At 64.2% G+C, this 25,107-nt stretch carries 16 protein-coding genes; 13 read left to right on the top strand and 3 right to left on the bottom strand.

Features of this window, described 5'->3' with window-relative positions:
- Positions 1-90: 90 nt before the first annotated feature.
- The 3 genes from RAC97_RS00570 to RAC97_RS00560 all read left to right on the top strand — a co-directional run bounded on the left by RAC97_RS00570 (position 91) and on the right by RAC97_RS00560 (position 3,537).
- Positions 91-1,380, top strand: coding sequence for a peptidoglycan DD-metalloendopeptidase family protein (locus RAC97_RS00570; protein WP_375099736.1), 1,290 nt, complete (start codon positions 91-93; stop codon positions 1,378-1,380).
- A gap of 66 nt (positions 1,381-1,446) precedes the next feature.
- On the top strand, positions 1,447-2,763 hold the full coding sequence (locus RAC97_RS00565; protein ID WP_375099737.1) for a S41 family peptidase: 1,317 nt from the start codon (positions 1,447-1,449) through the stop codon (positions 2,761-2,763).
- A 9-nt stretch (positions 2,764-2,772) separates the two neighbouring features.
- Positions 2,773-3,537 (top strand): divergent polysaccharide deacetylase family protein, encoded by a 765-nt coding sequence (locus RAC97_RS00560; protein WP_375099738.1) that lies wholly within the window; start codon positions 2,773-2,775, stop codon positions 3,535-3,537.
- Here the strand turns inward: RAC97_RS00560 and RAC97_RS00555 are convergent.
- Positions 3,534-8,210 (bottom strand): dermonecrotic toxin domain-containing protein, encoded by a 4,677-nt coding sequence (locus RAC97_RS00555; protein ID WP_379671398.1) that lies wholly within the window; start codon positions 8,208-8,210, stop codon positions 3,534-3,536. The two genes, RAC97_RS00560 and RAC97_RS00555, sit on opposite strands and share 4 nt — an antisense overlap.
- 151 nt (positions 8,211-8,361) lie before the next feature.
- Positions 8,362-10,308: a BCCT family transporter gene (locus RAC97_RS00550; protein ID WP_375099975.1), complete on the bottom strand. Its 1,947-nt coding sequence runs from the start codon at positions 10,306-10,308 to the stop codon at positions 8,362-8,364.
- A 477-nt stretch (positions 10,309-10,785) separates the two neighbouring features.
- Here RAC97_RS00550 and betI point away from each other — a divergent pair, with 477 nt between their 5' ends.
- The 7 genes from betI to trxC all read left to right on the top strand — a co-directional run bounded on the left by betI (position 10,786) and on the right by trxC (position 22,255).
- On the top strand, positions 10,786-11,445 hold the full coding sequence (betI, locus tag RAC97_RS00545) for a transcriptional regulator BetI (protein ID WP_375099866.1): 660 nt from the start codon (positions 10,786-10,788) through the stop codon (positions 11,443-11,445).
- Between the two features lie 30 nt (positions 11,446-11,475).
- On the top strand, positions 11,476-12,948 hold the full coding sequence (gene betB / locus RAC97_RS00540; protein ID WP_375099867.1) for a betaine-aldehyde dehydrogenase: 1,473 nt from the start codon (positions 11,476-11,478) through the stop codon (positions 12,946-12,948).
- Positions 12,949-13,026: 78 nt separating this feature from the next.
- Positions 13,027-14,724, top strand: coding sequence for a choline dehydrogenase (gene betA / locus RAC97_RS00535; protein WP_375099868.1), 1,698 nt, complete (start codon positions 13,027-13,029; stop codon positions 14,722-14,724).
- 266 nt (positions 14,725-14,990) lie between these two features.
- Positions 14,991-16,733 (top strand): potassium/proton antiporter, encoded by a 1,743-nt coding sequence (locus tag RAC97_RS00530; protein WP_375099869.1) that lies wholly within the window; start codon positions 14,991-14,993, stop codon positions 16,731-16,733.
- A 34-nt stretch (positions 16,734-16,767) separates the two neighbouring features.
- Positions 16,768-20,070, top strand: a complete 3,303-nt coding sequence (mscK, locus tag RAC97_RS00525) for a mechanosensitive channel MscK (RefSeq protein ID WP_375099871.1) — start codon at positions 16,768-16,770, stop codon at positions 20,068-20,070.
- Positions 20,071-20,228: 158 nt separating this feature from the next.
- The gene (gene selO, locus RAC97_RS00520) at positions 20,229-21,689 is read left to right on the top strand and encodes a protein adenylyltransferase SelO (RefSeq protein ID WP_375099872.1); all 1,461 of its coding nucleotides are present in this window, start codon (positions 20,229-20,231) and stop codon (positions 21,687-21,689) included.
- 131 nt (positions 21,690-21,820) lie between these two features.
- Complete coding sequence (trxC, locus tag RAC97_RS00515) at positions 21,821-22,255, top strand: thioredoxin TrxC (protein ID WP_375099873.1); 435 nt, start codon at positions 21,821-21,823, stop codon at positions 22,253-22,255.
- On the opposite strand, the gene RAC97_RS00510 is transcribed toward trxC, so the two are convergent.
- Positions 22,252-23,025, bottom strand: coding sequence for a ParA family protein (locus tag RAC97_RS00510; protein ID WP_375099874.1), 774 nt, complete (start codon positions 23,023-23,025; stop codon positions 22,252-22,254). The two genes, trxC and RAC97_RS00510, sit on opposite strands and share 4 nt — an antisense overlap.
- A 324-nt stretch (positions 23,026-23,349) precedes the next feature.
- Here RAC97_RS00510 and RAC97_RS00505 point away from each other — a divergent pair, with 324 nt between their 5' ends.
- From RAC97_RS00505 to RAC97_RS00495, 3 genes are read left to right on the top strand one after another with little or no spacing between them, the layout of a single operon-like run.
- Complete coding sequence (locus RAC97_RS00505) at positions 23,350-24,069, top strand: beta-ketoacyl synthase chain length factor (protein WP_375099876.1); 720 nt, start codon at positions 23,350-23,352, stop codon at positions 24,067-24,069.
- Positions 24,045-24,863, top strand: coding sequence for a lysophospholipid acyltransferase family protein (locus RAC97_RS00500; RefSeq protein ID WP_375099877.1), 819 nt, complete (start codon positions 24,045-24,047; stop codon positions 24,861-24,863). The genes RAC97_RS00505 and RAC97_RS00500 overlap by 25 nt, the downstream gene beginning before the upstream one ends.
- On the top strand, positions 24,832-25,104 hold the full coding sequence (locus tag RAC97_RS00495; protein WP_375099878.1) for a phosphopantetheine-binding protein: 273 nt from the start codon (positions 24,832-24,834) through the stop codon (positions 25,102-25,104). Before RAC97_RS00500 ends, RAC97_RS00495 begins: the two co-directional genes overlap by 32 nt.
- Positions 25,105-25,107 lie beyond the last annotated feature (3 nt).

The following is a 25,107-nucleotide window of genomic DNA, read 5'->3' as shown; positions in this document are numbered from 1 at the left end:
AAACGCCCCGCCGCATCTGCCGCGGGGCGTTTTTTTTGCCGCCCCGCGCGGGCATACTAGGCCGGTCTCCAGCCCTGGTACGCCCATTCCATGCTCCGCGCCCTGATACTTCTAGCCCTGTCATGCCTGTTCGCCCCGGCCTTCGCCGACGAGCGCGCACAGACCCAGCAACAACTGGACGCCACCCGCCAGGACATCGCCGAGCTGAAGAAAATGCTGGGCAAGCTCCAGGAAGAAAAATCCAGCGTGCAGAAAGACCTCAAGACCACCGAGACCGACATCGGCAACCTCGAGAAACAGGTGGAGGCATTGCAGCAAGAACTAAAAAAGACCGAGGGCGAACTGGAGCGCCTTGACCACGAGAAAAAAAAACTCCAGTCCGCCCGCGTTGAACAGCAACGCCTGATCGCCATCCAGGCCCGTTCGGCCTACCAGAACAATGGCCGCGAGGAATACCTCAAGCTGCTGCTCAACCAGCAGAATCCCGAGAAATTCGCCCGCACCCTCACCTATTACGACTACCTGAGCAAGGCGCGCATGGAGCAACTGCGTGCCTTCAACGAAACCCTGCGCCAGCTGGCCGGGGTCGAGCAGGACATCGCCAGCCAGCAGGCGCAGCTCCTGGCCCAGCGCGGCAACCTCGACAGCCGCCGCCAGGCACTCGAAGCCGAACGCAGCAAGCGCCAGCAGGTCCTGGCCAAGCTCAACGGCGACCTCAAGGATCGCGACCAGAAGCTACAGGCCCGCGAACAGGACCAGGCCGAGCTGACCCAGGTACTCAAGACCATCGAGGAAACCCTCGCCCGCCAGGCCCGCGAAGCCGAAGAGGCGCGCCAGAAAGCGCTATTGGCCCAACAGGAGGCCGAGAAGCGCCGCGAGCAAGAGGCCCTCGCTGCCCGCGAAACGCCCGAGGAGGCGCCGAAGAAGGCCCGCACCACCCTCGGCCCGATGGTATCCAGCGACGGTGCCAATTACGGCGGCGCATTTTCTGCCGCCCGCGGAAAACTTCCATGGCCGGTCAATGGTCGATTGCTGGCACGTTTCGGCGATGCCCGTGGCGACGACGCCCGGGCCAAGTGGGACGGCGTGATGATCAGCGCCAGCGCCGGCACCCAGGTACGTGCCGTGCACGGTGGTCGCGTGGTGTTCGCCGACTGGTTGCGCGGTGCTGGACTTCTGGTCATTCTCGACCATGGTAATGGTTACCTGAGCCTCTACGGCCACAACCAGCGCCTGCTCAAGAATGCCGGCGATATCGTCAAGGCCGGCGAAGCCATTTCCACCGTCGGCGACAGTGGCGGCCAGGAAAGTGCGGGCTTGTACTTCGCCATTCGCCAGCAGGGCCGTCCATCGGACCCTTCGCAGTGGTGCCGCGGCTAGCAGTCATTCACGGCGCAACGCGCCGATGCTCCCCGGAGCGCCAACAGGATCAGGAGTTCGTTCGACATGCTGCACTCGCCCCGCCTCACCCAACTGGCCCTGACCATCGCACTGGCGGTTGGCGCGCCCCTGGCCTTCGCCGCAGACCCGGCCAAGCCTGCCACCGTGCCGGCTACCGAGGTAACCAGCAAGGCGCCGCTGCCGCTGGATGAATTGCGCACCTTCGCCGAGGTCATGGACCGCATCAAGGCCGCCTATGTGGAGCCGGTGGACGACAAGACCCTGCTGGAAAACGCCATCAAGGGCATGCTCAGCAACCTCGACCCGCACTCGGCCTACCTGGGCCCCGAGGACTTCCAGGAACTGCAGGAGAGCACCAGCGGCGAGTTCGGCGGGCTGGGCATCGAGGTGGGCATGGAGGACGGCTTCGTCAAGGTGGTGTCGCCTATCGATGACACCCCGGCTTCCCGCGCCGGCATCGAGGCAGGTGACCTGATCGTCAAGATCAACGGCGCGCCGACCCGCGGCCAGACCATGACCGAGGCCGTGGACAAGATGCGCGGCAAGGTCGGCGAGAAAATCACCCTGACCCTGGTACGTGATGGCGGCACGCCATTCGACGTGACCCTCGCCCGCGCGGTGATCCAGGTGAAAAGCGTGAAGAGCCAGTTGCTGGAAAACGACTACGGCTATATCCGCATCACCCAGTTCCAGGTCAAGACCGGCGATGAAGTGGGCAAGGCCCTGGCCAAGCTGCGCAAGGACAACGGCAAGAAGCTGCGCGGCATGGTCCTGGACCTGCGCAACAACCCCGGTGGCGTGCTGCAATCGGCGGTCGAGGTGGCCGACCACTTCCTGACCAAGGGCCTGATCGTCTACACCAAGGGCCGTATCGCCAACTCCGAGCTGCGTTACTCCGCCGACCCGGCCGACGCCAGCGAAGGCGTGCCGCTGGTAGTGCTGATCAACGGCGGCAGCGCCTCGGCGTCCGAGATCGTCGCCGGTGCCTTGCAGGACCAGAAACGCGGCGTGCTGATGGGCACCGACAGCTTCGGCAAGGGCTCGGTGCAAACCGTCCTGCCACTGGCCAACGACCGTGCGCTGAAGCTCACCACCGCGCTGTACTTCACTCCCAATGGCCGCTCCATCCAGGCCCAGGGCATCGTTCCGGACATCGAAGTGCGCCCGGCCAAGCTCACCGCCGAAGCCGACAACGAAGCCTTCAAGGAAGCCGACCTGCAAGGTCACCTGGGCAACGGCAACGGCGGCGCCGACCGTCCGAGCGGCAGCAGCAAGCGCAAGGAACGTCCGCAGGACAACGACTTCCAGCTGAGCCAGGCGCTGAGCCTGCTCAAGGGCCTGAACATCACCAAGGGCGACTGATTACCCGCCATGCGTGCGTTGTTTCTCGCGCTGTTCCTGTGCCTGGCCGGCACCGCCCACGCGGCCCCGGCCAAGGCCTACCTGAGCATCGTCATCGACGACCTTGGTCAGAACGTCGAGCGCGACCGCCGCACGCTGGCGCTGCCCGGGCCGGTCACCATGGCGATCATGCCCGATACCCCCCACGCCACCGAGTTCGCCCGCCAGGCCCACAAGGCCGGGCGCACGGTGATCCTGCACATGCCCATGGACCCCGCCACCGGCCCGTATGCCTGGCACCCCGGCACACCGCTAGAGGAGCTGGCTCGGCGCCTGGATGCAGCACTGGCCAAGGTGCCGTTCGCAGCGGGCATCAACAACCACATGGGAAGCCGCATGACGGCCCAGCGCGAGCCGATGACCTGGCTGATGGGTGAGTTGCAGCGGCGCCAGTTGTTCTTTGTCGACAGCCGCACCAGCGCCGCCACGGTGGCCGCTGCCGAGGCCCAAGCGCAAGGCCTGGCGCATGTATCGCGCGATGTGTTCCTGGATGACGTACGCACCGCCGAGGCCATCACCGCGCAACTGCAACAGGGCATCGCCCTGGCCCGCAGGCAAGGCTCGGCCGTGCTGATCGGCCACCCCTACCCACAGACCCTCGAAGTACTGGAAAAACAGATGCCCCGGCTGAAAAGCCAGGGCATCGAATTGATCGGCCTGCAACAGATGATCGCCGAGCGCAGCAACCAGGCCATGCCCGCCCACGGCAGGCATGGACGCTACAGCAATCGCTAGGCGAGAGGGATCAGCCCGTCGATGTCGGCCAACCTCAGGTCGCCCCGATAGATCGCCTTCATGTCCTTGCGCCTGGCCAGGCGCACCTGGACGTCACGCCCGATCGATAATTGCGACCATAGCTTGATATGGCCTTTGCTGAACTCACGTGGCGGTGTCTCCATGCCTGGATAGTGCAAGTGCACCTGCCATAGGCCTTCGCCGCTGCCTTTACGGCGGACATCGTAGACCTGGAGATAGTCCGAAGCGGTCTTCTTGCGCTTGCCCACGCGCTGCACGGTGATCGCCTGCGCGTCGTGCAGGAAACGCAGGCTGTTGGCCGTGGGGTGCGTGGTGGAGAAATGAAACGTGGTCAATTGATCGCGCCTGAACAGCTGCAGGCGTTCGATGCCCTTGTCCAGGCTGTCGAGCAACGCTTCGGACTCGGGGGTACGCACAAGCTTGCCACGAGCATGCTGCATCTTGTCGATCTGGCCCTCGATCACCGTCTCGAAACCCAAGGGTTCATCGGAAGAGATGTACTGCTTGCCAAGGCTCATGATCGAGTCGACCTGGGCCAGCAGCTCATCGGCTCGCCGGGTATCCTTGACCGGGTCGGCCAGAGGGCTCCAGGGCAGTTTGCTGGACGTGGGGTGTGCGTCCTGCTCGACCCATCCGCCACCCTCCTGGCGAAACGTCTTGAGCACTTGCTTGGTACGAAAATCGCGCTGCTGCACGACTGCCGCGCCATCGACCTCCACTTCCTCGACCACCACGCTGCGTCCGCGATGGGTTTTCGCCACGCGCCGCTTGCCCCCGCGCGAAGGATACAGCGCTGGCTTGGAGACCCTGGGCTCAGCCAGTTCCTTCTCCCGCATCGAAGCTTCAAGGCTACGCTCAGCGCTTTCCTTCAGGTTGGCCAACACACGCTTGTAGGCTTGCAGTGACTCTCCACGAACCGCTACACCACCCAGGCTCAACAGGTAGTCACTCATCGCCGCGGCCTGCTCGTAGGCATCGTGCACCCCGCCGAGCACCTCGATGCACTCGGTCACCGACAGTCCGCTGCCCGTCAGCTCGCCATGGGCGGCACCTGCACTCTTGAGGTCTTCGCCCACCAGGTAGTCAGCGTATTCCTCCAGCACCCGCTCCTCCACGCTCGCCAGCCGATCCAAGCTCAGTTCGCCGAGGTCGAGCAACTGCCGAAACTGCACATCCACATCCGTCAAGCGGCGTTGTTCGATGATATTCCTGACCCAGGTTTCCTTGACCCTACGGTTATCGGCCTCACCTTCGCTCTCACCTTCAGCCTTGAAGACGATCGTATGATCGTTGAGCGTATCTTCGAGCAGGTCGTCGAAGCGGCCGGCCAGCTCGCTGAGTTCGGCCTGCCACTCGACCACCCTCTCCAGCGAAGCACGGAAGTCCCGGTAATGCCGTATTTCCGCCTCGGTTTCCGGGTGGACCACCAGCGACTCGCCAAGCGCTCCCGGGTTTTCGTCGTTGATCAGCTTCGCCAAGTAGTTGTAGTAGCTTTCACAGTGCTCGATCAGGTCCTGGCGCGTGTTGTTGCGCTGCGTGGCAAGGGCATACTCCAGCGTGGCGTCGTTGCGCCGTCTAGCGGCAATGTCGGACAGTACCTGGTTGTGCTCGAGGCCAATGTAGACGAGGTTTTTCAGGTCCTTGGCAATTTCCAGGCGAATGCGCTGGTGAAGACGTCTGACCAGTACCAGCTGATCCAGCTGCAGGTTATCCGTCGACTGCTCGAGCGCCTGGATCTCTTGTGCCCTCTTCAACAGCAGCTCGCGGTGCTGCTTGAACTTGTCCCCTTGCTCATTGAGCATACGGATCAGTTCCTTTTCCCTCGCGTTGAGCGCTTGCAGTTCCTCGCTGTTCTTCTGGACGAGCAATTCCCTACGGGTCTTGGGCATGCCGCCACGCAGACGCAGACCATCATCGACCCGCCAGGCCCCATGCTCGAACACCAGCCATGGGCCAAAGGCGCCTTGCTCGTCCATGATCCGCACCCCTTCCTCCAACACCCTGGCGGGGTAGAAGTCGCCCTCCAGTGTCGCGTAGTAGCGGCCATCGACCTTGTATAACCCCTTGGCACTCCCCGAGGTTTCTGCCACGAGCCCCGTCCGCCCAGGGTCGCGGCGCATGCCGACGATCGCCTCGCGTTGCTGGTGGGTGAGTCGATTGAAACCCCGGCCGCCGCGCCAGGAAAAGTCCAGCGGACGGTGCTCCAGCGCACGCAGCGAACCCGGCAAGCCGACCTTGCCCTGGCTGGGCAGGACTTCGAGCGGCGCGCCAGCATTGCCCCGCGCCAGGGTTGCCGGGAACGAGCTGGCGTGCGCAAGCCTCGTCGCTCGAGGTAGAGGCGCGCTAGGCAGTCGCGCATGCAGCAGCATCATGCCGAGGTTGAGCAATGCATCGACCACCGCTGCAGAACGCTCGAACTCAGTGCCCTGGGTGAACGACTCGACATCCCGGTTGACGCTTTCGATCAATTGCACCAGCCAGGCGATGGTAGCTACGGGCCCGGTCAGCACCACGGTCACGACATCGAACAGCAACCAGGCCCCCTCGCGCAGCAACGCCCAGCGGCTTTCGGCATTGGAAGTCGATTGCAAACCGGCGAGCTCGACCAGAAGATCTCGGTTGGCCGAATAGAGCCGCTCATCCACGTCGTCCAACCAAAAGCGCGTGGCCAGGCTGGCCGGCTTGGGTCGCTCGGGCACATCGAGCGGGTCGGGCCCCAGGTGCGAAATGTGGGGTTCGCGGAACCCACCGTCGGCATAGATGGCACGCGCATGGGCCGGCATCCAGTCCAGCACCGAGTGCTGCAGCGGGCCATCCTCGCAGATCGCCGCCAGCAACGCCTCGAGGCCGGTAAATTCACGAAGCGCTGTGCTGCCGTAAAGGGGGCGGTACAGCACTACCCGAGCAGGTGTTGCCGAAAACAGCACGTACATGGCGCTGACCTGGTCGTGTATCGCAGAATTCGGCTGGCGTTTGAATGCCAGGGGCATCAGGGTCAGGTCCGGCACTTCAGGGTTGATATGGCCTGCGCAGTAGTTGCTGACACATTGCAAGGCAACCTCGCTCAACGTGCCCTCCAGATGCGCGCTCAGCGCACTGAACAGCAGCGAGCAGCGCCACTGACGGGCGAAGCGCTGTGCGCGTTGCGGCCGCTCGGCGGGGTCATCCAGGCACTGCGCGACATAGCGCGGGTAACGTCCACCGATATCGACCCGCGTGACCAGGTTCTTCAGGTAGTCGACCGTCAGCCAAGGCTGGATCAATTGACCGGTACGATGGCGAACAGCAGTGATCAGCGCACCCCTCAACGAGCTCAGGTTGCCGATCGCGAAATCAGTCAGCGTGCTTACGCCAATCGCTTTCAGCGGCTCCCCTCCTCCCGCCCCGGCCCCAGCCCCGCCGGGCATGCCATGGGCAACACTCAACTCGAGCAGCAGGTCGTCGGAGAAATAATTCGCCTCGTGTGGGTAGTCGGCAAGCAGGTGTTGACGCAACTGCTCTTTGGCGTAGCTTTTCAGGTCCTGTATTTCCCCCAGCGCCGCTTGTCCCTGCAGGTTGGCCTGCTCCAGGGTCAGTTCGAACAGGGCGCTCTGGTAGGCGAAGCCGGTGAAGGCAGTGGCGCTGGCAAGGCCTGGGGGGATCGGGATCGGCACGTCGCCAGCCGCGATGTACCCTTCGATGAACCACTGCGCCGGGTCGCAAAGCGCCGTGAACAGTTGTTCCATTTCAGCCGGGTTACCGAGCAGGTTGAAGCGTGCACGACGCACCCGGTCCAGCATGATGTCGAGCAGCAGGGCCACTTGCTGGGCGAATACATCCCCCTCCAGCGCGTAGCGGTTCCAGCGCATGGCATCGAAACGGTAGCGTTCGCCGAGCTCGTCGCGCAGCGCCAGGGCAAAATCATCCAGTGAGTCGAAGGCCCGTACCTGGCTCGAAGGCGAGCACCACAGCACCACCTGGCGCCTATCCCATTCGCCTAGCAACAGCAGGCCGGGCAGCAGCGTCTCGAAGTGTTCATCGCCCAGCTCCAGGCAGGCCTCGACGACGCATGCGTCATGTTTGCGCCCCGTATCGGCAAGCACGTCTCGGACCAATGCCTGTTGCTGCATATCCAGGCCTTGCAACGGCAGGTTGTTCAGCAAGGCGGTCCTGAGCAGCTGTCGCAACCAACGATCACGCCCAACTCCAGCGCTGCCTTGTTCACGCCAGTATTCGACCTGGGCTTGGCACAGGTATTCAGGCAACAACAGCAACAACTCGTCGAGGGCCTGGCCCAGGTCCTCAAGTGCCAGCGCCTGAAAGGCATCGTCGGTGTCGGGAAAGCGGTAAGGCTCGGCCAGCGCCAGGAAATACCCGCGCCCATTCACTGGCGCGAAGTTGATCGCTGCACCATCGAACAGTGCTTGCAGCAACACGTCCAGGAAGGCTCGGTTGTGCCGGTAGTCGCGTGCAGGCTCTGGGCTGAGCAGACGCAAGGGTTCGGCCGAAGTCAACGATGGCTCGGCCCGCCTGAGCAGGGGGTGACGCTCGGTCAGCAGGGCAAGCAACTGCCTGGAGGCAACCTGGCGTAGCGTGGGATAGTCGGCGAACTGCCGCGCCACGGCGTTCCGGAAATCGGGCGCGGCACTGGACGTAGCGTTGGAGGTTGGCATGGGCTCGAGGCTCCTGGGGTGGGTGAACCCCACCGCAGCCTAGAGCGATCGCGGCCCCTCGGGCGCTACATATAGCTAGCCGACGCAGGGCCCGGAAACGCCAGGGGCTCCGCCGTTTCCGGCGAAGCCCCTGGTGCTGCGCGTGAGCGAATCAGCTGTAGACGCGTCCCAGCAACTGACGATGGCTCTCGAACTGGTCGAGCACGTCACGCACCATCTGCTCGGGCGTGAAGCCCATCAGGTCGTACTCCTGGCTGCCGTCATGCAGGTACACCTCGGCGCGGTAGAAACGCTGGCGCACTTCGCCAGCGCCGTCCGCCGACGCCTCGCTGGGCGCGGCCAGGTAGCCGTCCAGGCTCACTTCGTAGACGAAGGGGTTGCCCTCTTCCATCATCACCCGCAGGCCCATCATGCTGCGCGCCTGGCCTATCCGGGTCTCGACGCTGAAACCCTGCACGCGCAACTGCTCGGCGGCTTCCTTGAGCGCAGGGCTGACGTGCTTGTCCATGAAGCGCTGCACTACCGCCTGGGTAGGCTGGAGCTCAAGCTGAGTCAGGCGCTCGCTGAAGCCGCGACGCCCTCGGGCGGCCAGCTCGGCGCGCTCGCTTTCAACCGCCACGTCCTGCTTCATGGCCTTGTACAAGCCGAACATGAACAGCACCAGCACCACCGAGAACGGCAGGCCGGCCAATACCACCATGGTCTGCATGGCTTCGAAGTTGCCGGCGAGGAGCAGACCGATGGTCACCAGGGTGATGACCACCGACCAGAACACCACCATCCAGTGCGGCGCGTCTTCATCGACCTTGCCGCCCTTGCAGGAAAGGTTGGCCATCATCACCGCGCCGGAGTCGGCGGGGGTGAGGAACAGCACGAAGCCGACGAACACCGCCACGCCGATCACGATCTTCGCCGCCGGGAAGTATTCCAGCAGTTGGTAGATCGACATCGATGGCTGCTCCAGGGCGGTCTTGCCCAGCTCAACCGCGCCCTGGTTGATCACCAGATCCAGGGCGGTGTTGCCGAAGATCGACAGCCACGCCAGGGTGAAGCCCAGGGGAATCAGCAGCACGCCGCTGACCAGCTGGCGCACGGTGCGGCCCTTGGAGATCCGTGCGATGAACATCCCCACGAACGGCCCCCAGGAGATCCACCAGGCCCAGTAGAACACGGTCCACAGGCCCAGCCAGCGCTCGGACTTGCCCGCTTCGCCCTCGTACACGTACAGGTCGAAGGTCTTGAGCACGATGCCGTTGAGGTAGTCACCGATGTTCTGCACGAAGCCATTGAGCAGGTGCAGGGTTTCGCCGCCCAGCAGCACGAACAGCAACAGGCCGCTGAACAGCATGATGTTCAGGTTGGACAGACGACGAATACCGTTTTCCACACCCGACACCGCCGCGACGGTGGCCACGCCGGCCATCACCAGGATCACCACCAGCAGGTTGGTCTTGCTGTGGTCCATGCCGAACAGGTATTCCAGGCCCGAAGCCACCTGCATCGACCCAATGCCCAGGTTGGTCACCAGGCCCAGCAGGGTCACGAACATGCCGAAGATGTCCACCGCGTTGCCCGCAGCGCCCTTGACCCAGCGCTCCCCGACCAGCGGGTACAGTGCCGAGCGCAGGGCCAGCGGCTGGTTGTGACGGTAGGCGAAGTAGCCCACGGCCAGGCCGACCAGGGCGTAGATCGCCCAGCCGTGCAGGCCCCAGTGCAGGAAGGTCAGTTGCAAGCCTTGGCGCGCAGCCTCGAGGCTGGCCGGCGTGCCTTCGGGTGGATTGAAGTAGTGGTCCAGCGGTTCGGAGGCGCCGAAGTACAACAGCGAAATACCAATACCCGAGGAGAACAGCATGCCGGCCCAGGCGCCGTAGCTGAAGTCAGGGGTGTCGTCCTTGCCGCCCAGCTTGAGCTTGCCGTAGTCGGAGAAGGCGATGGCGATGACGAACACCAGGTAGCCGCCTATCACCAGCATGTAGTACCAGCCGAAAGTACGTGTCAGCCATTTCTGGGCCACGCCCAGCACCTGGCCGGCGGTTTCGGGAACAGCGATCAACAAGGCAGTCAGAACGAGGATCATCAACGCCGAGGTGAAGAACACCACGCGGTTGACCCTTACCCTCTCGGCGGGGGGTTTGGTTAGGGAGGCAGAACTCATTGCACGAAGGCTCCGGGGAGTGCGGCAGTGGAGGCTAATCAGTGATTTCCCGCGCAATTGGTGCAATAGCCCCACTGCCGCAGGTGTTATAAAAGCAACCTGGAAACCGTGATCCCGAATCGAACCGTTGCAAAAAACAGACTCGGGCCTGCTCCAAAGGCCCTTCCGCGCGGCCTGTGACCGCTCGGCAGAATCTGCAACTCGCCTCGCTCATGCCCGTCAACGCCTTGTATTCCGGGGGTTACGCGATTTCCTGGGGTGCCACTTCGTGCCTTCTTGAACGCCCTTGAGGGTGTCAATGGCACAAATTGTCGCAGAGCTTATTCTTTATTGATTGAACGTTCAATCAAAACAAAATAGACTGGCCTTCGCCGAGGCAGCCGCTCGTCGTCTGCTCGCAGGCCTGAGGAGAATCGCAAGATGCCCAAGGTCGGTATGCAACCCATCCGCCGCCAACAGTTGATCGACGCCACGTTGCAGGCGGTCGACCAGGTCGGGCTGGGAGATGCCAGCATTGCGCTGATTGCCCGTTTGGCCGGTGTGTCGAACGGCATCATCAGTCACTACTTTCAGGACAAGAACGGCCTGATCGCAGCGACCATGCGCCACCTCATGAACGCGTTGAGCGAAGGCACCGTCGCCCGTCGACAGGCCCTCACCGACGACAGCCCGCGGGCGCACCTGCAGGTGATCATCGAAGGCAACTTCGACGCCACCCAGGTCAGCGGCCCGGCAATGAAGACCTGGTTGGCCTTCTGGGCCGCCAGCATGCACCAGCCGTCGTTGCACAGGTTGCAGCGGATCAACGATCACCGCCTGTACTCCAACCTGTGCTTCCAGTTCCGCCGGGTGTTGCCGCGCGACGAAGCGCGCAGCGCGGCCCGCGGGCTGGCAGCGCTGATCGACGGCCTGTGGCTGCGTGGCGCCTTGTCGGGAGATGCCTTCGATACCGACCAGGCAGTACGGATTGCTTACGAATACATGGATCAACAACTGGCTAAGCAGGCCCCGGCCACCCGACCGGCCCCTGAACGATCGCGCGCAGCGCTTGCCAAAACGGCAGGAGCGCGACGCGGCTAGCCGCACATACATTGCACTTGCGAGGACACTATGGCCCGTTTCGGAACGCAAAAACTCTACATCGATGGTGGTTATGTCGACGCTGGCAGCGATGCCACCTTCGAAGCCATCAACCCGGCCAACGGCGAGGTGCTTGCCCACGTGCAGCGCGCTACCCAGGCTGACGTCGAGAAGGCGGTGGAAAGCGCCGAGCGTGGCCAGAAGGTCTGGGCGGCGATGACCGCCATGCAGCGTTCGCGCATCCTGCGCCGTGCCGTCGACATCCTGCGCGAGCGCAATGACGAACTGGCCCAGCTGGAAACCCTGGACACCGGCAAGTCGTATTCGGAAACCCGCTATGTCGATATCGTCACCGGCGCCGACGTGCTGGAGTACTACGCAGGCCTGGTACCCGCGATCGAAGGCGAGCAGATTCCGCTGCGCGAATCATCCTTTGTCTATACCCGCCGCGAGCCGCTGGGCGTCACCGTCGGTATCGGCGCGTGGAACTACCCGATCCAGATCGCCCTGTGGAAATCCGCCCCGGCCCTGGCCGCGGGCAACGCGATGATCTTCAAGCCGTCGGAAGTCACCTCGCTGACCACCTTGAAACTGGCCGAAATCTACACCGAAGCCGGCCTGCCGGACGGCGTGTTCAATGTCCTGACCGGCAGCGGCCGTGAAGTCGGCACCTGGCTGACCGAGCACCCGCGCATCGAGAAGGTGTCCTTCACCGGCGGCACCACCACCGGCAAGAAAGTCATGGCCAGCGCCTCGAGCTCCTCGCTCAAGGAAGTGACCATGGAACTGGGCGGCAAGTCGCCGCTGATCATCTGCGCCGATGCCGACCTGGACAAAGCCGCCGACATCGCCATGATGGCCAACTTCTACAGCTCCGGACAGGTCTGCACCAACGGCACCCGCGTGTTCATCCCGGCGCCGATGAAAGCCGCCTTCGAAGCCAAGGTCGCCGAACGCGTGGCGCGCATTCGCGCTGGCAACCCGCAGGACGAGAACACCAACTTCGGCCCGCTGGTCAGCTTCGCGCACATGGAAAGCGTGCTCGGCTACATCGCCAAGGGCAAGCAAGAAGGCGCCCGTGTACTGTGCGGCGGCGAGCGCATGACCGAAGGTGATTTCGCCAAGGGCGCATTCGTGGCCCCGACCGTGTTCACCGACTGCACCGACGACATGACCATCGTCAAGGAAGAGATCTTCGGTCCGGTGATGAGCATCCTCAGCTATGAAACCGAAGAAGAAGTGATCCGCCGCGCCAACGACACCGAGTACGGCCTGGCCGCCGGTGTGTGCACCAACGACATCAGCCGCGCCCACCGCATCATCCACAGACTCGAAGCGGGTATCTGCTGGATCAACGCCTGGGGTGAGTCGCCGGCGGAAATGCCAGTCGGCGGCTACAAGCAGTCGGGCGTCGGTCGTGAGAACGGCGTCAGCTCGCTGGCCCAATACACTCGCATCAAGTCGGTCCAGGTCGAGCTGGGCGGCTACAACTCGGTCTTCTAAGGCCCTGTTCAGCCACGCCCGCGCCGCTGCGCGCGGGCGTTTTCGCTCCCTGCCTACCGCAAACGAGGGTACTTTCCCATGTCCCAAGAATTCGACTACATCATCGTCGGTGCCGGTTCGGCCGGTAACACCCTGGCCACCCGCCTGACCGAAGACGCCGGCGTCACCGTACTGCTGCTCGAAGCCGGTGGCCCGGACTACCGCTTCGACTTCCGCACCCAAATGCCCGCCGCCCTGGCCTTCCCGCTTCAGGGTCGCCGCTACAACTGGGCCTACGAGACCGACCCGGAGCCGCACATGAACGGCCGCCGCATGGAATGCGGCCGCGGCAAGGGCCTGGGTGGCTCGTCGCTGATCAACGGCATGTGCTACATCCGCGGCAACGCCATGGACTTCGACGGCTGGGCCAAGCTGCCAGGCCTGGAAGACTGGACCTACCTCGACTGCCTGCCGTATTTCCGCAAGGCCGAAACCCGCGACATTGGCCCCAACGACTACCACGGCGGCGAAGGCCCGGTCAGCGTCACCACGCCCAAGGCCGGCAACAACCCGCTGTTCCACGCCATGGTCGAGGCAGGCGTGCAAGCGGGCTACCCGCGCACCGAAGACCTCAACGGCTACCAGCAGGAAGGCTTTGGCCCGATGGACCGTACGGTGACCAGCAAGGGCCGCCGCTCCAGCACCGCCCGTGGCTACCTGGACCAGGCCAAGCAGCGTCCGAACCTGACCATCGTCACCCACGCCCTGAGCGACCGCATCCTGTTCGACGGCAAGCGGGCGGTCGGCGTGACCTACCTGGTCGGCGACAGCGAAGAACGCGTCGAGGCCCGTGCACGCAAGGAAGTGATCGTCAGCTCCGGTGCCATCGCCTCGCCGCAACTGCTGCAACGCTCCGGCGTCGGCCCACGCGCATTGCTGGAAAGCCTGGACATTCCAGTCGTCCACGAGCTGCCGGGCGTCGGTGAGAACCTGCAGGACCACCTCGAGCTGTACCTGCAATATGCCTGCACCCAGCCAGTGTCGCTGTACCCCTCGCTGCTGTGGTGGAACCAGCCGGCCATCGGTGCCGAATGGCTGTTCAACGGTACCGGCATCGGCGCCAGCAACCAGTTCGAGGCCGGTGGTTTCATTCGTACCCGCCCTGAGTTCGAGTGGCCGAACATCCAGTACCACTTCCTGCCGGTGGCGATTAACTACAACGGCTCCAACGGCGTGAAGGAGCACGGTTTCCAGGCACATATGGGCTCGATGCGTTCGCCAAGCCGCGGTCGTATCCAGGCCAAGTCCAAGGATCCGCGCCAGCACCCGAGCATCCTGTTCAACTACATGGCCACCGAACAGGACTGGCAGGAGTTCCGCGACGGCATTCGCCTGACCCGCGAGATCATGGCCCAGCCTGCGCTGGACCCCTACCGTGGCCGCGAGATCAGCCCCGGCGAGCACGTGCAGACCGACGAGCAACTGGACCAGTTCATCCGCGAGCACGCCGAAACCGCCTTCCACCCCTCCTGCTCGTGCAAGATGGGCGACGACGACATGGCGGTGGTCGATGGCCAGGGCCGCGTGCATGGCATGCAAGGTCTGCGCGTCGTGGATGCGTCGATCATGCCGATCATCATCACCGGCAACCTCAACGCCACCACGATCATGATTGCCGAAAAGATCGCCGACCGGATCCGTGGCCGCCAGCCGCTGCCGCGCAGCACTGCCAAGTACTATGTGGCAGGCGATGCGCCGGTGAAAGGCAAGGCGATGCGTGAGGTCAAGCAGGGCTGACCGCAGCGCGGCCTTCGCGGGTAAACCCGCTCCTACAGGTACAACACCGCTCTCGAGGGCAGTGCAAATCCTGTGGGAGCGGGTTTACCCGCGAATAGGCCGGCACAGGCACCCCACACAAAGGCACCTTTACGGTGCCTTTTCTACCTATGCAGAAACGCTTTACAGCCTGCCAATTCATCAGGTTAGAATCGATTGGCACGCGACCTGCTAGTTCTCGTTTTCCAGCACGTCTTCTTCCCCGCGATGTACCGGAGTACTTGCCTTTGGATGCCAGCACCATCAACAGCCTGTTCCTGATCGGCGCATTGCTGGTGGGCGCGAGTATCCTGGTCAGCTCGCTGTCCTCGCGCCTGGGCATTCCCATTCTGGTCATCATCCTCGCAGTCGGCATGGTCGCTGGGGTCGATGGTGGCGGCATCATCTTCAACAACTATCCCGTGGCCTACCTGGTGGGCAACCTGGCCCTGGCGGTCATCCTGCTCGACGGCGGCTTGCGCACGCGGGTGGCGAGCTTCCGCGTGGCGCTGTGGCCGGCGCTGTCGCTGGCCACGGTGGGCGTACTGATCACCACGGGCCTGACCGGCATGGTCGCGGCCTGGCTGTTCGACCTCAGCCTGATGCAGGGCCTGCTGATCGGCGCCATCGTCGGCTCCACCGACGCTGCAGCGGTCTTCTCGCTGCTGGGCGGCAAAGGCCTGAACGAACGAGTGACGGCCACGCTGGAAATCGAATCGGGCAGCAACGACCCGATGGCCGTGTTCCTCACCGTCACCCTGATCGAGATGATCGCCAGTGGCCAGACCGGCCTGCACTGGGGCCTGCTCGGGCACCTGCTGCGCGAATTCGGCATCGGCGGCCTGATGGGCCTTGGCTGCGGCTGGCTGTTGCTGCAAATGGTCAACCGCATCAACCTGGCCGGTGGGCTGTATCCGATCCTGGTGGTCGCCGGTGGCCTGGCGGTGTTCTCGCTGACCAACGCCCTGCACGGCAGCGGCTTTCTCGCCGTGTACCTGTGCGGCCTGGTGCTGGGCAACAAGCCGATCCGCAGCCGCCACGGCATTCTGCACATGCTCGACGGCATGGCGTGGCTGGCGCAGATCGGCATGTTCCTGGTGCTGGGCCTGCTGGTCACGCCCCACGACCTGCTACCCATCGCCCTGCCCGCCCTGGGCCTGGCGCTGTGGATGATCCTGGTGGCGCGGCCGCTGTCGGTGGTGGCGGCACTGCTGCCGTTCAAGGCCTTTCATGGCAAGGAAAAGGGCTTTATCTCCTGGGTCGGCCTGCGTGGCGCGGTGCCGATCATCCTGGCGGTATTCCCGCTGATGGCCGGGCTGCCGCAGGCACAGCTGTTCTTCAACCTGGCGTTCTTCATCGTACTGGTGTCGCTGCTGGTGCAGGGCACCAGTCTGCCGTGGATGGCCAAGCTGCTGAAGGTCACCGTACCGCCCGACCCCGCGCCGATTTCCCGCTCCGCGCTCGAGGTGCATATCACCAGCGAGTGGGAGCTGTTCGTCTACCGCCTGGGCGCCGAGAAGTGGTGCATCGGCGCCGCGCTGCGCGAGCTGAAGATGCCCGAAGGCACGCGTATCGCCGCGCTGTTTCGCAACGAACAGCTGCTGCACCCCTCGGGCAGTACGGTGCTGGAAGTCGGTGACATGCTTTGCGTGATCGGCCACGAACATAACCTGCCAGCGCTGGGCAAACTGTTCAGCCAGGCCCCGCAGCGCGGCCTGGACCTGCGCTTCTTCGGCGACTTCGTGCTTGAAGGCGATGCCGAGCTGGGCGCGGTGGCGACCCTGTATGGCCTGAAACTCGATGGCCTGGACGCGAAAATGCCCCTGGCGCAGTTCATCCGACAGAAGGTCGGAGGCGCTCCAGTAGTAGGCGACCAGGTCGATTGGCACGGCACGATCTGGACCGTGGCGACGATGGACGGGAACAAGATCCAGAAAGTCGGCGTCAGATTCCCCGAAGGTACCCGCCCCGGCCCCGGGTTGTTCCTCTAAACTCGATTTTCCGCCCCGTACAAGATTTCTGCCTATGTCCCTGCGTGTGTCCTTGCGCGTAGCCCTGCTGGGGCTGTGCCTGTCTCTCTCGTTCGCCACCCTCGCGGCCGAGGCGCCCACCACCGCCTCCATCCAGAGCAGCCTCGACAAGATCGCCGAGCGCAAGTTGCCCGAAGCCGAGCAGAAGGCGCTTCAGCAAGTGCTGGAGCAAACCCTCGCGCAGCTCACCAGTCGGCAGGACAGCGAGAACAAGCTCGCCGCCCTCAAGCAGCAGCTGGCCGACGCGCCCCAGGAAACCCGCGATGCGCAGCGCGAACTGGCCAAGCTCAAGGACAGCAAGGTCACCCCGGTTGCCCAGCGCTACGCCGCCCTCGACGTGCCGCAGCTCGAACGCATGCTCAGCGAGCGCAGCACCCAGCAGGGCGAACTGCAAAAGGCGCTGTCCGAAGCCAACAGCCTGATCATCAACTCGCAGACCCGCCCCGAGCGCGCCCAGGCGGAAATCAGCAACAACCAGACCCGCACCCAGCAGATCAACAACCTGCTCAAGGCCGGCAAGGACAACGGCAAGGCCCTGTCCGCCGACCAACGCAACCAGCTCACCGCCGAGCTGGCCTCGCTCAATGCCCTGACCCTGCTGCGCCGCCAGGAACTGGCCGGTAACAGCCTGCTGCAAGACCTGGGCAACGCGCGCCACGACCTGCTGATCGAACGCACCGCGCGCCTGGAGCAGGAGATCCTCGACCTGCAGACGCTGATCAACGAAAAGCGCCTGGCCCAGTCGCAGCAGACCGTCACCCAGCAGTCGATCGAAGCGCAGAAAGCCGGCGGCAGCACGTTGCTGGCCAACGAGAGCGCGGCCAACCTCAAGCTCTCCGACTACCTGCTCAAAAGCACCGATCGTCTCAACGAACTGACCCAGCAGAACCTGCAGACCAAGCAGCAGCTCGATACCCTGAGCCAGGCCGACCAGGCGCTGGACGAGCAGATCAACGTGCTCAAGGGCAGCCTGTTGCTTTCGAAGATTCTCTACAAGCAGAAGCAGGCGCTGCCGCACCTGAAGCTCGACCGCAACCTGGCCGACCAGATCGCCGACATCCGCCTGTACCAGTTCGAGGTCAACCAGCAACGCGAGCAGATCAGCAGCCCGGCCAGCTACGTGGACAAGCTGCTGGCCAGCCAGCCCGAGGAGAACGTCACCCCGGCGCTGCGCAAGGCCCTGCTGGAGGTGGCGATCACCCGCAGCGACCTGCTCGAACGCCTGAACCGCGAGCTGTCTGCGCTGCTCAATGAATCCATCACCCTGCAGCTGAACCAGAAGCAACTGCTGAGCACCGCGCAGAACCTGCGCACCACGCTGGATGAGCAGATGTTCTGGATCCCCAGCAACAAGCCGCTGGACTGGGAGTGGTTGCGCTCGGTACCCGAGCGCCTGGTCGAGCAGGTCGCCAGCCTGCCTTGGGGCTCAGGGGTCAAGGAGCTGGCCGATGGCCTCGGTCAGCGCCCGCTGCTGTTCGTGCCCTTGCTGCTGGCGATCGGTGCGCTGCTATGGCGGCGCAAGTACCTGTACCACCGCCTCAGCAAGGTGCACCAGGACATCGGCCATTTCCGCCGCGACAGCCAGTGGCACACGCCCCAGGCGATCCTGATCAACGTCCTCCTGGCACTGCCGCTGAGCCTGGCCCTGGCGCTGGGCAGCTATGCCCTGCAGATCGACGCTCGCGGGCAGAACGCCAACCTCGGCGCTGCGCTGTGGCAGTTGGCCCAGGCCTGGCTGGTGTTCTACACCGCCTACCGGGTGCTGGCGCCGGGCGGCGTGGCCGAGGTGCACTTCCGCTGGCACAAGCCGCAGGTCGAATTCCTGCGTGGCTGGGTACGCCGGTTGGGCACCGTGGTGCTGGCGCTGGTCGGCGTGGTGGCGGTGGCCGAGCACCAACCTTCAGCGTTGGCCGATGATGTACTGGGTATCGGCGTGGTGCTGACCTGCTACGCGCTGATGGCCTGGCTGCTCAGCCGCCTGCTGCTGAGCAGCCCGGCGCACCGCGACACCTCGCTGTTCCGCAAGGCGGTGGCGGTGGCCTTCACCGCCTTGCCCATCACATTGTTCGTGGCGGTGTGCTTCGGCTATTACTACACCGCACTGAAGCTCACCGACCGGCTGATCTACACCCTGTACCTGCTGATGTTCTGGCTGGTGATCGAGGCGGCGTTCGTTCGCGGCCTGTCGGTGGCGGCACGGCGCCTGGCCTACCAGCGAGCGCTGAGCAAGCGCCAGACAGCCAAGGAAGGGCTGGACGGCGAGGTGGTGGTCGAGGAACCGACGCTGGATATCGAGCAGGTCAACCAGCAGTCGCTGAGGCTGATCCGCCTGGCCCTGCTCGGCGGCTTCATCGGCGGCCTGTACTGGGTCTGGTCCGACCTGATCACGGTGTTCGCCTACCTGAACAACATCACCCTCTACGAATACACCAGCGGCACGGGCGCTGCGGCCAGCATGGTGCCGATCAGCCTCGGCGACCTGCTCGGCGCACTGGTGATCGTCGGCATCACCTTCGCCCTGGCTGGCAACCTGCCGGGCTTGCTGGAGGTGCTGGTGCTGTCGCGGCTGAACCTGGCCCAGGGCAGCGCCTATGCCACCACCACGCTGCTGTCGTACGCCATCGCCGGTATCGGCTTCGTCAGCACCCTGTCTACCCTGGGGGTGAGCTGGGACAAGCTGCAATGGCTGGTGGCGGCGTTGTCGGTGGGCCTGGGCTTCGGCATGCAGGAGATCTTCGCCAACTTCATCTCAGGCATCATGATCCTGTTCGAACGCCCGGTACGCATCGGCGACACCATCACCATCGGCAACCTGTCGGGCACAGTGAGCAAGATCCGCATCCGCGCCACCACCATCACCGACTTCGACCGCAAGGACATCATCGTCCCCAACAAGACCTTCATCACCGGCCAGTTGATCAACTGGTCGCTGACCGACACCGTTACCCGGGTGACGCTGAAGCTGGGCATCGACTATGGCTCGGACCTGGACCTGGTGCGCGATCTGCTGCTCAAGGGCGCCCACGAGAACCCACGGGTGCTCAAGGACCCCGAGCCAATCGTGTACTTCCTGAACTTCGGCGAAAGCTCGCTGGACCACGAGCTGCGCATGCACGTGCGCGACCTGGGCGACCGCAACCCGACCCTGGACGAGCTTAACCGCTACATCAACCGTGAGTTCAAGGCACACAACATCAAGATCTCGGTGCGCCAGGTGGAGGTGTTCCTGATGGACACCCAGGGCGGCAAGCAGCAGTTGATCGTCCAGGAGGGCGGCGACGGCGGCAAGCCCGCGTAACTGGACGCCAACGGGCCTGACCGCCCAGAATGCTGGCGAGGGTTGCGCCCTCGTTCGCGGGTGAACCCGCTCCTACAGAGGCTGCACTGCACCTGTGGGAATGGGTTCACCCCCGAAGGGCCGCACCGCGGCCCCCGCCACCGATCCCGGAGCCGCCTGTGAAAACGCTCGACCAACTCAGCTTCGACAACCGCTTCGCTCGCCTGGGCGACACCTTCTCCACCCAGGTACTGCCCGACCCCATCGCCGAGCCGCGTGTGGTCGTGGCCAGCGAATCGGCCATGGCCCTGCTCGACCTCGACCCTGCCCAGGCCGAACTGCCGGTGTTCGCCGAGCTGTTCAGCGGCCACAAGCTCTGGGAAGAAGCCGACCCACGGGCCATGGTGTATTCCGGCCACCAGTTCGGCTCGTACAACCCACGGCTGGGCGACGGCCGTGGCCTGTTGCTGGGCGAGGTGCTCAACGACGCCGGCGAGCACTGGGACCTGCACCTCAAGGGTGCCGGGCAAACCCCGTATTCGCGCATGGGCGATGGCCGAGCCGTACTGCGCTCGTCGATCCGCGAGTTCCTCGCCTCCGAAGCCCTGAGTGCGCTGGGCATCCCCAGCAGCCGGGCATTGTGCGTGGTCGGCTCCAGCACCCCGGTGTGGCGTGAAACCCAGGAAAGCGCGGCGATGCTGCTGCGCCTGGCGCACAGCCACGTGCGCTTCGGCCACTTCGAATACTTCTACTACACCCAGCAGCACGAGCAGCAGCGCGTACTGATCGACCATGTGCTTGACGAGCACTACCTCCAGTGCCGCGACGCCGAGCAGCCGTACCTGGCGATGTTCCGCAGCATCGTCGAACGCAATGCCGAGCTGATCGCCCGCTGGCAGGCCTATGGCTTCTGCCATGGGGTGATGAACACCGACAACATGTCGATCCTGGGTATCACCTTCGACTTCGGCCCCTACGCCTTCCTCGACGATTTCGACGCCAACTTCATCTGCAACCACTCCGACGACCGTGGCCGCTACAGCTACGCCAACCAGGTGCCGATTGCCCACTGGAACCTCAGCGCCTTGGCCCAGGCACTGACCACGGTGATCGAGGTGGAGGCGCTCAAGGAGGCATTGGCCCTGTTCCTGCCGCTGTACCAGGCCCACTACCTCGACCTGATGCGTCGTCGCCTGGGCCTGACCACTGCCGAGGACGACGACATGGCGCTGGTCGAGCGCCTGTTGCAGCGCATGCAGACCGGGGGCGTGGACTATCACCTGTTTTTCCGCAAGCTGGGCGAGCAGCCAGTGGAGGAGGCGTTGAAGGTGGTACGCGATGATTTCATCGACCTGGCCGGCTTCGACGCCTGGGGCCAGGACTACCTGGCCCGCTGCCAGCGCGAGCCAGGCAACGCGCAAGGGCGACGCGAGCGGATGCATGCGGTGAACCCGCTGTACGTGCTGCGCAACTATTTGGCACAGAAGGCCATCGAAGCGGCAGAAGCTGGGGATTACAACGAAGTGCGGCGTCTGCACCAGGTGTTGTGCAAGCCTTTCGAGGAGCAACCTGGCATGCAGGCCTATGCCGAGCGCCCGCCGGAGTGGGGCAAGCACCTGGAAATCAGTTGTTCGTCATAACGATCACCTCGCCCCTGTAGGAGCGGGTTTACCCGCGAACACCGGCATAGCCGGTGCCAGGCTGCGCGGTGCCGGCTTCGCGGGTAAACCCGCTCCCACAGGGTCCGCGCAAAACAGAACAAGGAGACAACATGCCCGACCCGCTACTGATCCCCTGCCCCCACTGCAACGGCCTGAACCGCCTGCCCGCCGCACGCCTGGGCGACAGCCCCAAGTGCGGTCGTTGCAAGCAGGACATGCTGCTGGCCACCCCCTTCGACCTCAACGAGCGCAGCTACGCCGCGCAAATCAAGGGCGACCTGCCCTTGCTGCTGGATGTCTGGGCCGACTGGTGCGGCCCATGCAAGTCCTTCGCGCCGATCTTCGAGCAAGCCGCACGCCAGCTCAGTGGCCGCTGCCGCCTGGCCAAGCTCGACAGCGAGGCCAACCGCAACCTCGCCGGGCAACTGGGCATCCGCTCGATTCCCAGCCTGATCCTGTTCAAGGACGGCCGCGAAGTGGCCCGCCAGGCCGGCGCGTTTCCCTTGCAGCCCCTGCTGGAGTGGCTGCGCTCGCAGGGGGTCTAGGCGCTCTCTTCGAGCAGCGAATGCAACTCGACGAACTGCTGCGTCAGCTTGTGTCGCGGTTCCAGGTGAATCAGCGGCAGGCTGGCGTGGTGCGACTCACGCATCTTCACCGAGCTGCCCAGGTACACCGGCAATACCGGCAGGCCTTCGGCCAGCAGTTCGTCGAGCATCTGCTGCGGCAGGCTGGCGCGTGACTGGAACTGGTTGACCACGATGCCCTCGACCATCAGCTCTTCGTTGTGGTCGTCCTTGAGCTCTTCGATCTCGGCCAGCAGGCCATACAGCGCCTGGCGCGAGAAGCTGTCGCAATCGAAGGGAATCAACACGCGATCTGCGGCGATAAGTGCAGAGACCGCATAGAAGTTCAAAGCTGGCGGGGTATCGATGTAGATCCGGTCGTAGTCTTCGTCCAGCTCGTCGAGCAATTTGCGCAGCTTGTTGATCTTGTGCTTGGCCTCGAGCTTGGGTTGCAGGTCAGCCAGCTCCGCGGTCGCGGTGACCACATGCAGGTTGTCGAAGGGGGTTTCGTAGATATCGACCTTGTTCTTCTTCGAAAACGGCCCGCTGGACAGGCTCTGCTTGAAGAAGTCGGCAATGCCCATGGGAATGTCGTCACCCGTGAGCCCGGTCAGGTACTGGGTCGAGTTGGCCTGGGCATCCAGGTCGATCAGCAACGTCCTGTAGCCCTCGTTGGCACTCACCGCCGCCAGGTTGCAGGCGATGCTCGACTTGCCCACGCCACCTTTCTGATTGAACACCACGCGCCGCATGCTGAACCTCCGTGTATCAAGGAATGCCCGAGTATGTGTCGCACTCCCGGCATTGGCCAGCATTCTTCATCGCCGTACAAGCCTGGTGCCAAGCAGCCAACACGCTTTTCACAGCCGATTGTCGGAAAAAACGGTTGTGAAAAGTCAACAACGCCGCAACTGCGAATCGCTGTTGTCTGATGGCAAATAGGTAACAGTTATTTGCTACACACCTCCGTCACCGGGATAATGCCCGCCACTCGGCGAAGCGCCACCCCTGCAAGGTCTGTGTTCCGAGTCATCCCACGGCAAGGAAGTCCCTCAGGGCGGGAAGTAACAACCATCGTGATCAGCTTCGATATCAGCCAATGGCGCGCCTGGGCCCCGGGCCTGCAAACGCCTGACGATTGGCAGGCCTGGGCCACTGGAGCCCCCCTCGTACCTGCCGACGGGCAGGCACCGGACGTTTCGTTCCTGCCTGCCATGCAACGCCGCCGCCTCAGCCACCTGGCACGCATGGCCTTCAGCGTGGCCTGGCCGCTGGCCGAGGGCCAGGCGCCGATGCCGCTGGTGTTCGTTTCACGCCATGGCGAAACCCCGCGCACCTTCTCGATCCTCAGTGAACTGGCCGAAGGCCAGCCGCTGTCGCCGACCCAATTCAGCCTGTCGGTGCACAACGCGGTGATCGGCCTGTGGTCGATCATGCGGGGCGAAACTTCCGAGATGACCGCACTGGCCGCAGCCGGCGATGGTTTCGAGCAAGGCCTGCTGGAAGCGGCTGCGCTACTCCAGGAAGGCGCCCCCGCCGTCCTGTTGATCGTCGCCGAGGAGCAACCGCCGGAAATCTATCGTCCCTGGGTGGACGACGTGCCGTTCGCCTATGCCGTCGGCCTGCGTGTCACCTGCGGGCAGCAATGGCAGCTATCGCCGCAACCTGCTGCCGCGAATGCCCCACGCCCCACGCTACCCCACGCGTTGAGCTGGCTACAGGCCTCGCTGGCCGGACAACATTCACTCACCCACACCTGGAAGCGTCGCGCATGGAACTGGCAACGACAGCCATAGACCGGCCCCGCGACGCCTATTACTGGCGCCTGCTGGCCACTGCCCTGAGCTTTGCCCTGTTCGGCATCGGCGGCCTGTGCCTGCGCGTGCTGGTCTTCCCGCTGCTCACCTGCCTGCCAGGCGATGCGGCCCGCCACCGCCAGCGCGCCCGGCGCACCATCGGTTGGCTGCTGCGGCGCTTCATCCATTTCATGCGCGCGACCGGCGTGCTGACCTACGACATCCAGGGCATCGAACGGCTTGGCCGCCCGGGGCAGATGATCGTCGCCAACCACCCATCGCTGATCGACGTGGTGTTCCTGCTCGGCCTGGTGCGCCAGGCCAACTGCGTGGTCAAGCACAGCCTGTTCACCAACCCGTTCACCCGTGGGCCGGTCAGCGAGGCGCAGTACATCGGCAACGACGGCAGCATGGACATGCTCGACAGCACCGTCGCCGCGCTGCAACAAGGCCAGACGCTGATCATCTTTCCCGAAGGCACCCGCACGCCGCCCGGCCAGGCGCCAGCCTTTCATCGCGGCGCCGCGGCCATTGCCTTGCGCGGTGCGAAAATCATCACACCGGTGACCATCCGCGTCAGCCCCACGACCCTGACCAAGTACGAGCCCTGGTACCGCATTCCCCGCCGGCGCGTGCATTTCAGCCTGCACGTCGGCGCCGACATCGACCCACAAGGCTTCACCGCCCTGGGCCCGGCACCGGTCGCCTCGCGGCGGCTCAACGATTTCCTGCACCAGCACTATATGAAGGAGCTCGCCACAGATGAGCGATCCACGACAAGACCTGACCCATGACATCAAGCAACTGATCATCGACGCCCTGGGGCTGGAAGACATCAGCGTGCACGACATCGACGACCAGCAGACCCTGTTCGGCGAAGGCCTGGGCCTCGATTCGGTGGACGCCCTGGAGCTGGGCCTGGCGCTGCAGAAGCGCTTTGGCATCAAGATCGACGCCGATGCCAAGGACACCCGCACCCACTTCACCAACGTCGCCACCCTCGCGGCGTTCGTCACTGCCCGTCAGGCCGCTTGAGAC

The sequence above is a fragment of the Pseudomonas sp. LS_2 genome (assembly GCF_042709235.1).
In the GTDB taxonomy this organism is placed as follows: Bacteria; Pseudomonadota; Gammaproteobacteria; order Pseudomonadales; family Pseudomonadaceae; genus Aquipseudomonas.
The sequence above is the reverse complement of the archived record's forward strand: the minus strand, read 5'-3'. Positions and strand labels throughout refer to the sequence as shown.

Excerpts from the sequence above, each read along its gene's own strand:
- trxC (WP_375099873.1), top strand. The coding sequence starts at position 21,821 with ATGCCCGACCCGCTACTGATCCCCTGCCCCCACTGCAACGGCCTGAAC.
- RAC97_RS00555 (WP_379671398.1), bottom strand. The coding sequence starts at position 8,210 with ATGCCAACCTCCAACGCTACGTCCAGTGCCGCGCCCGATTTCCGGAAC.
- betI (WP_375099866.1), top strand. The coding sequence starts at position 10,786 with ATGCCCAAGGTCGGTATGCAACCCATCCGCCGCCAACAGTTGATCGAC.
- RAC97_RS00510 (WP_375099874.1), bottom strand. The coding sequence starts at position 23,025 with ATGCGGCGCGTGGTGTTCAATCAGAAAGGTGGCGTGGGCAAGTCGAGC.
- RAC97_RS00500 (WP_375099877.1), top strand. The coding sequence starts at position 24,045 with ATGGAACTGGCAACGACAGCCATAGACCGGCCCCGCGACGCCTATTAC.
- RAC97_RS00565 (WP_375099737.1), top strand. The coding sequence starts at position 1,447 with ATGCTGCACTCGCCCCGCCTCACCCAACTGGCCCTGACCATCGCACTG.
- betA (WP_375099868.1), top strand. The coding sequence starts at position 13,027 with ATGTCCCAAGAATTCGACTACATCATCGTCGGTGCCGGTTCGGCCGGT.
- RAC97_RS00570 (WP_375099736.1), top strand. The coding sequence starts at position 91 with ATGCTCCGCGCCCTGATACTTCTAGCCCTGTCATGCCTGTTCGCCCCG.
- mscK (WP_375099871.1), top strand. The coding sequence starts at position 16,768 with ATGTCCCTGCGTGTGTCCTTGCGCGTAGCCCTGCTGGGGCTGTGCCTG.
- betB (WP_375099867.1), top strand. The coding sequence starts at position 11,476 with ATGGCCCGTTTCGGAACGCAAAAACTCTACATCGATGGTGGTTATGTC.
- RAC97_RS00560 (WP_375099738.1), top strand. The coding sequence starts at position 2,773 with ATGCGTGCGTTGTTTCTCGCGCTGTTCCTGTGCCTGGCCGGCACCGCC.
- RAC97_RS00495 (WP_375099878.1), top strand. The coding sequence starts at position 24,832 with ATGAGCGATCCACGACAAGACCTGACCCATGACATCAAGCAACTGATC.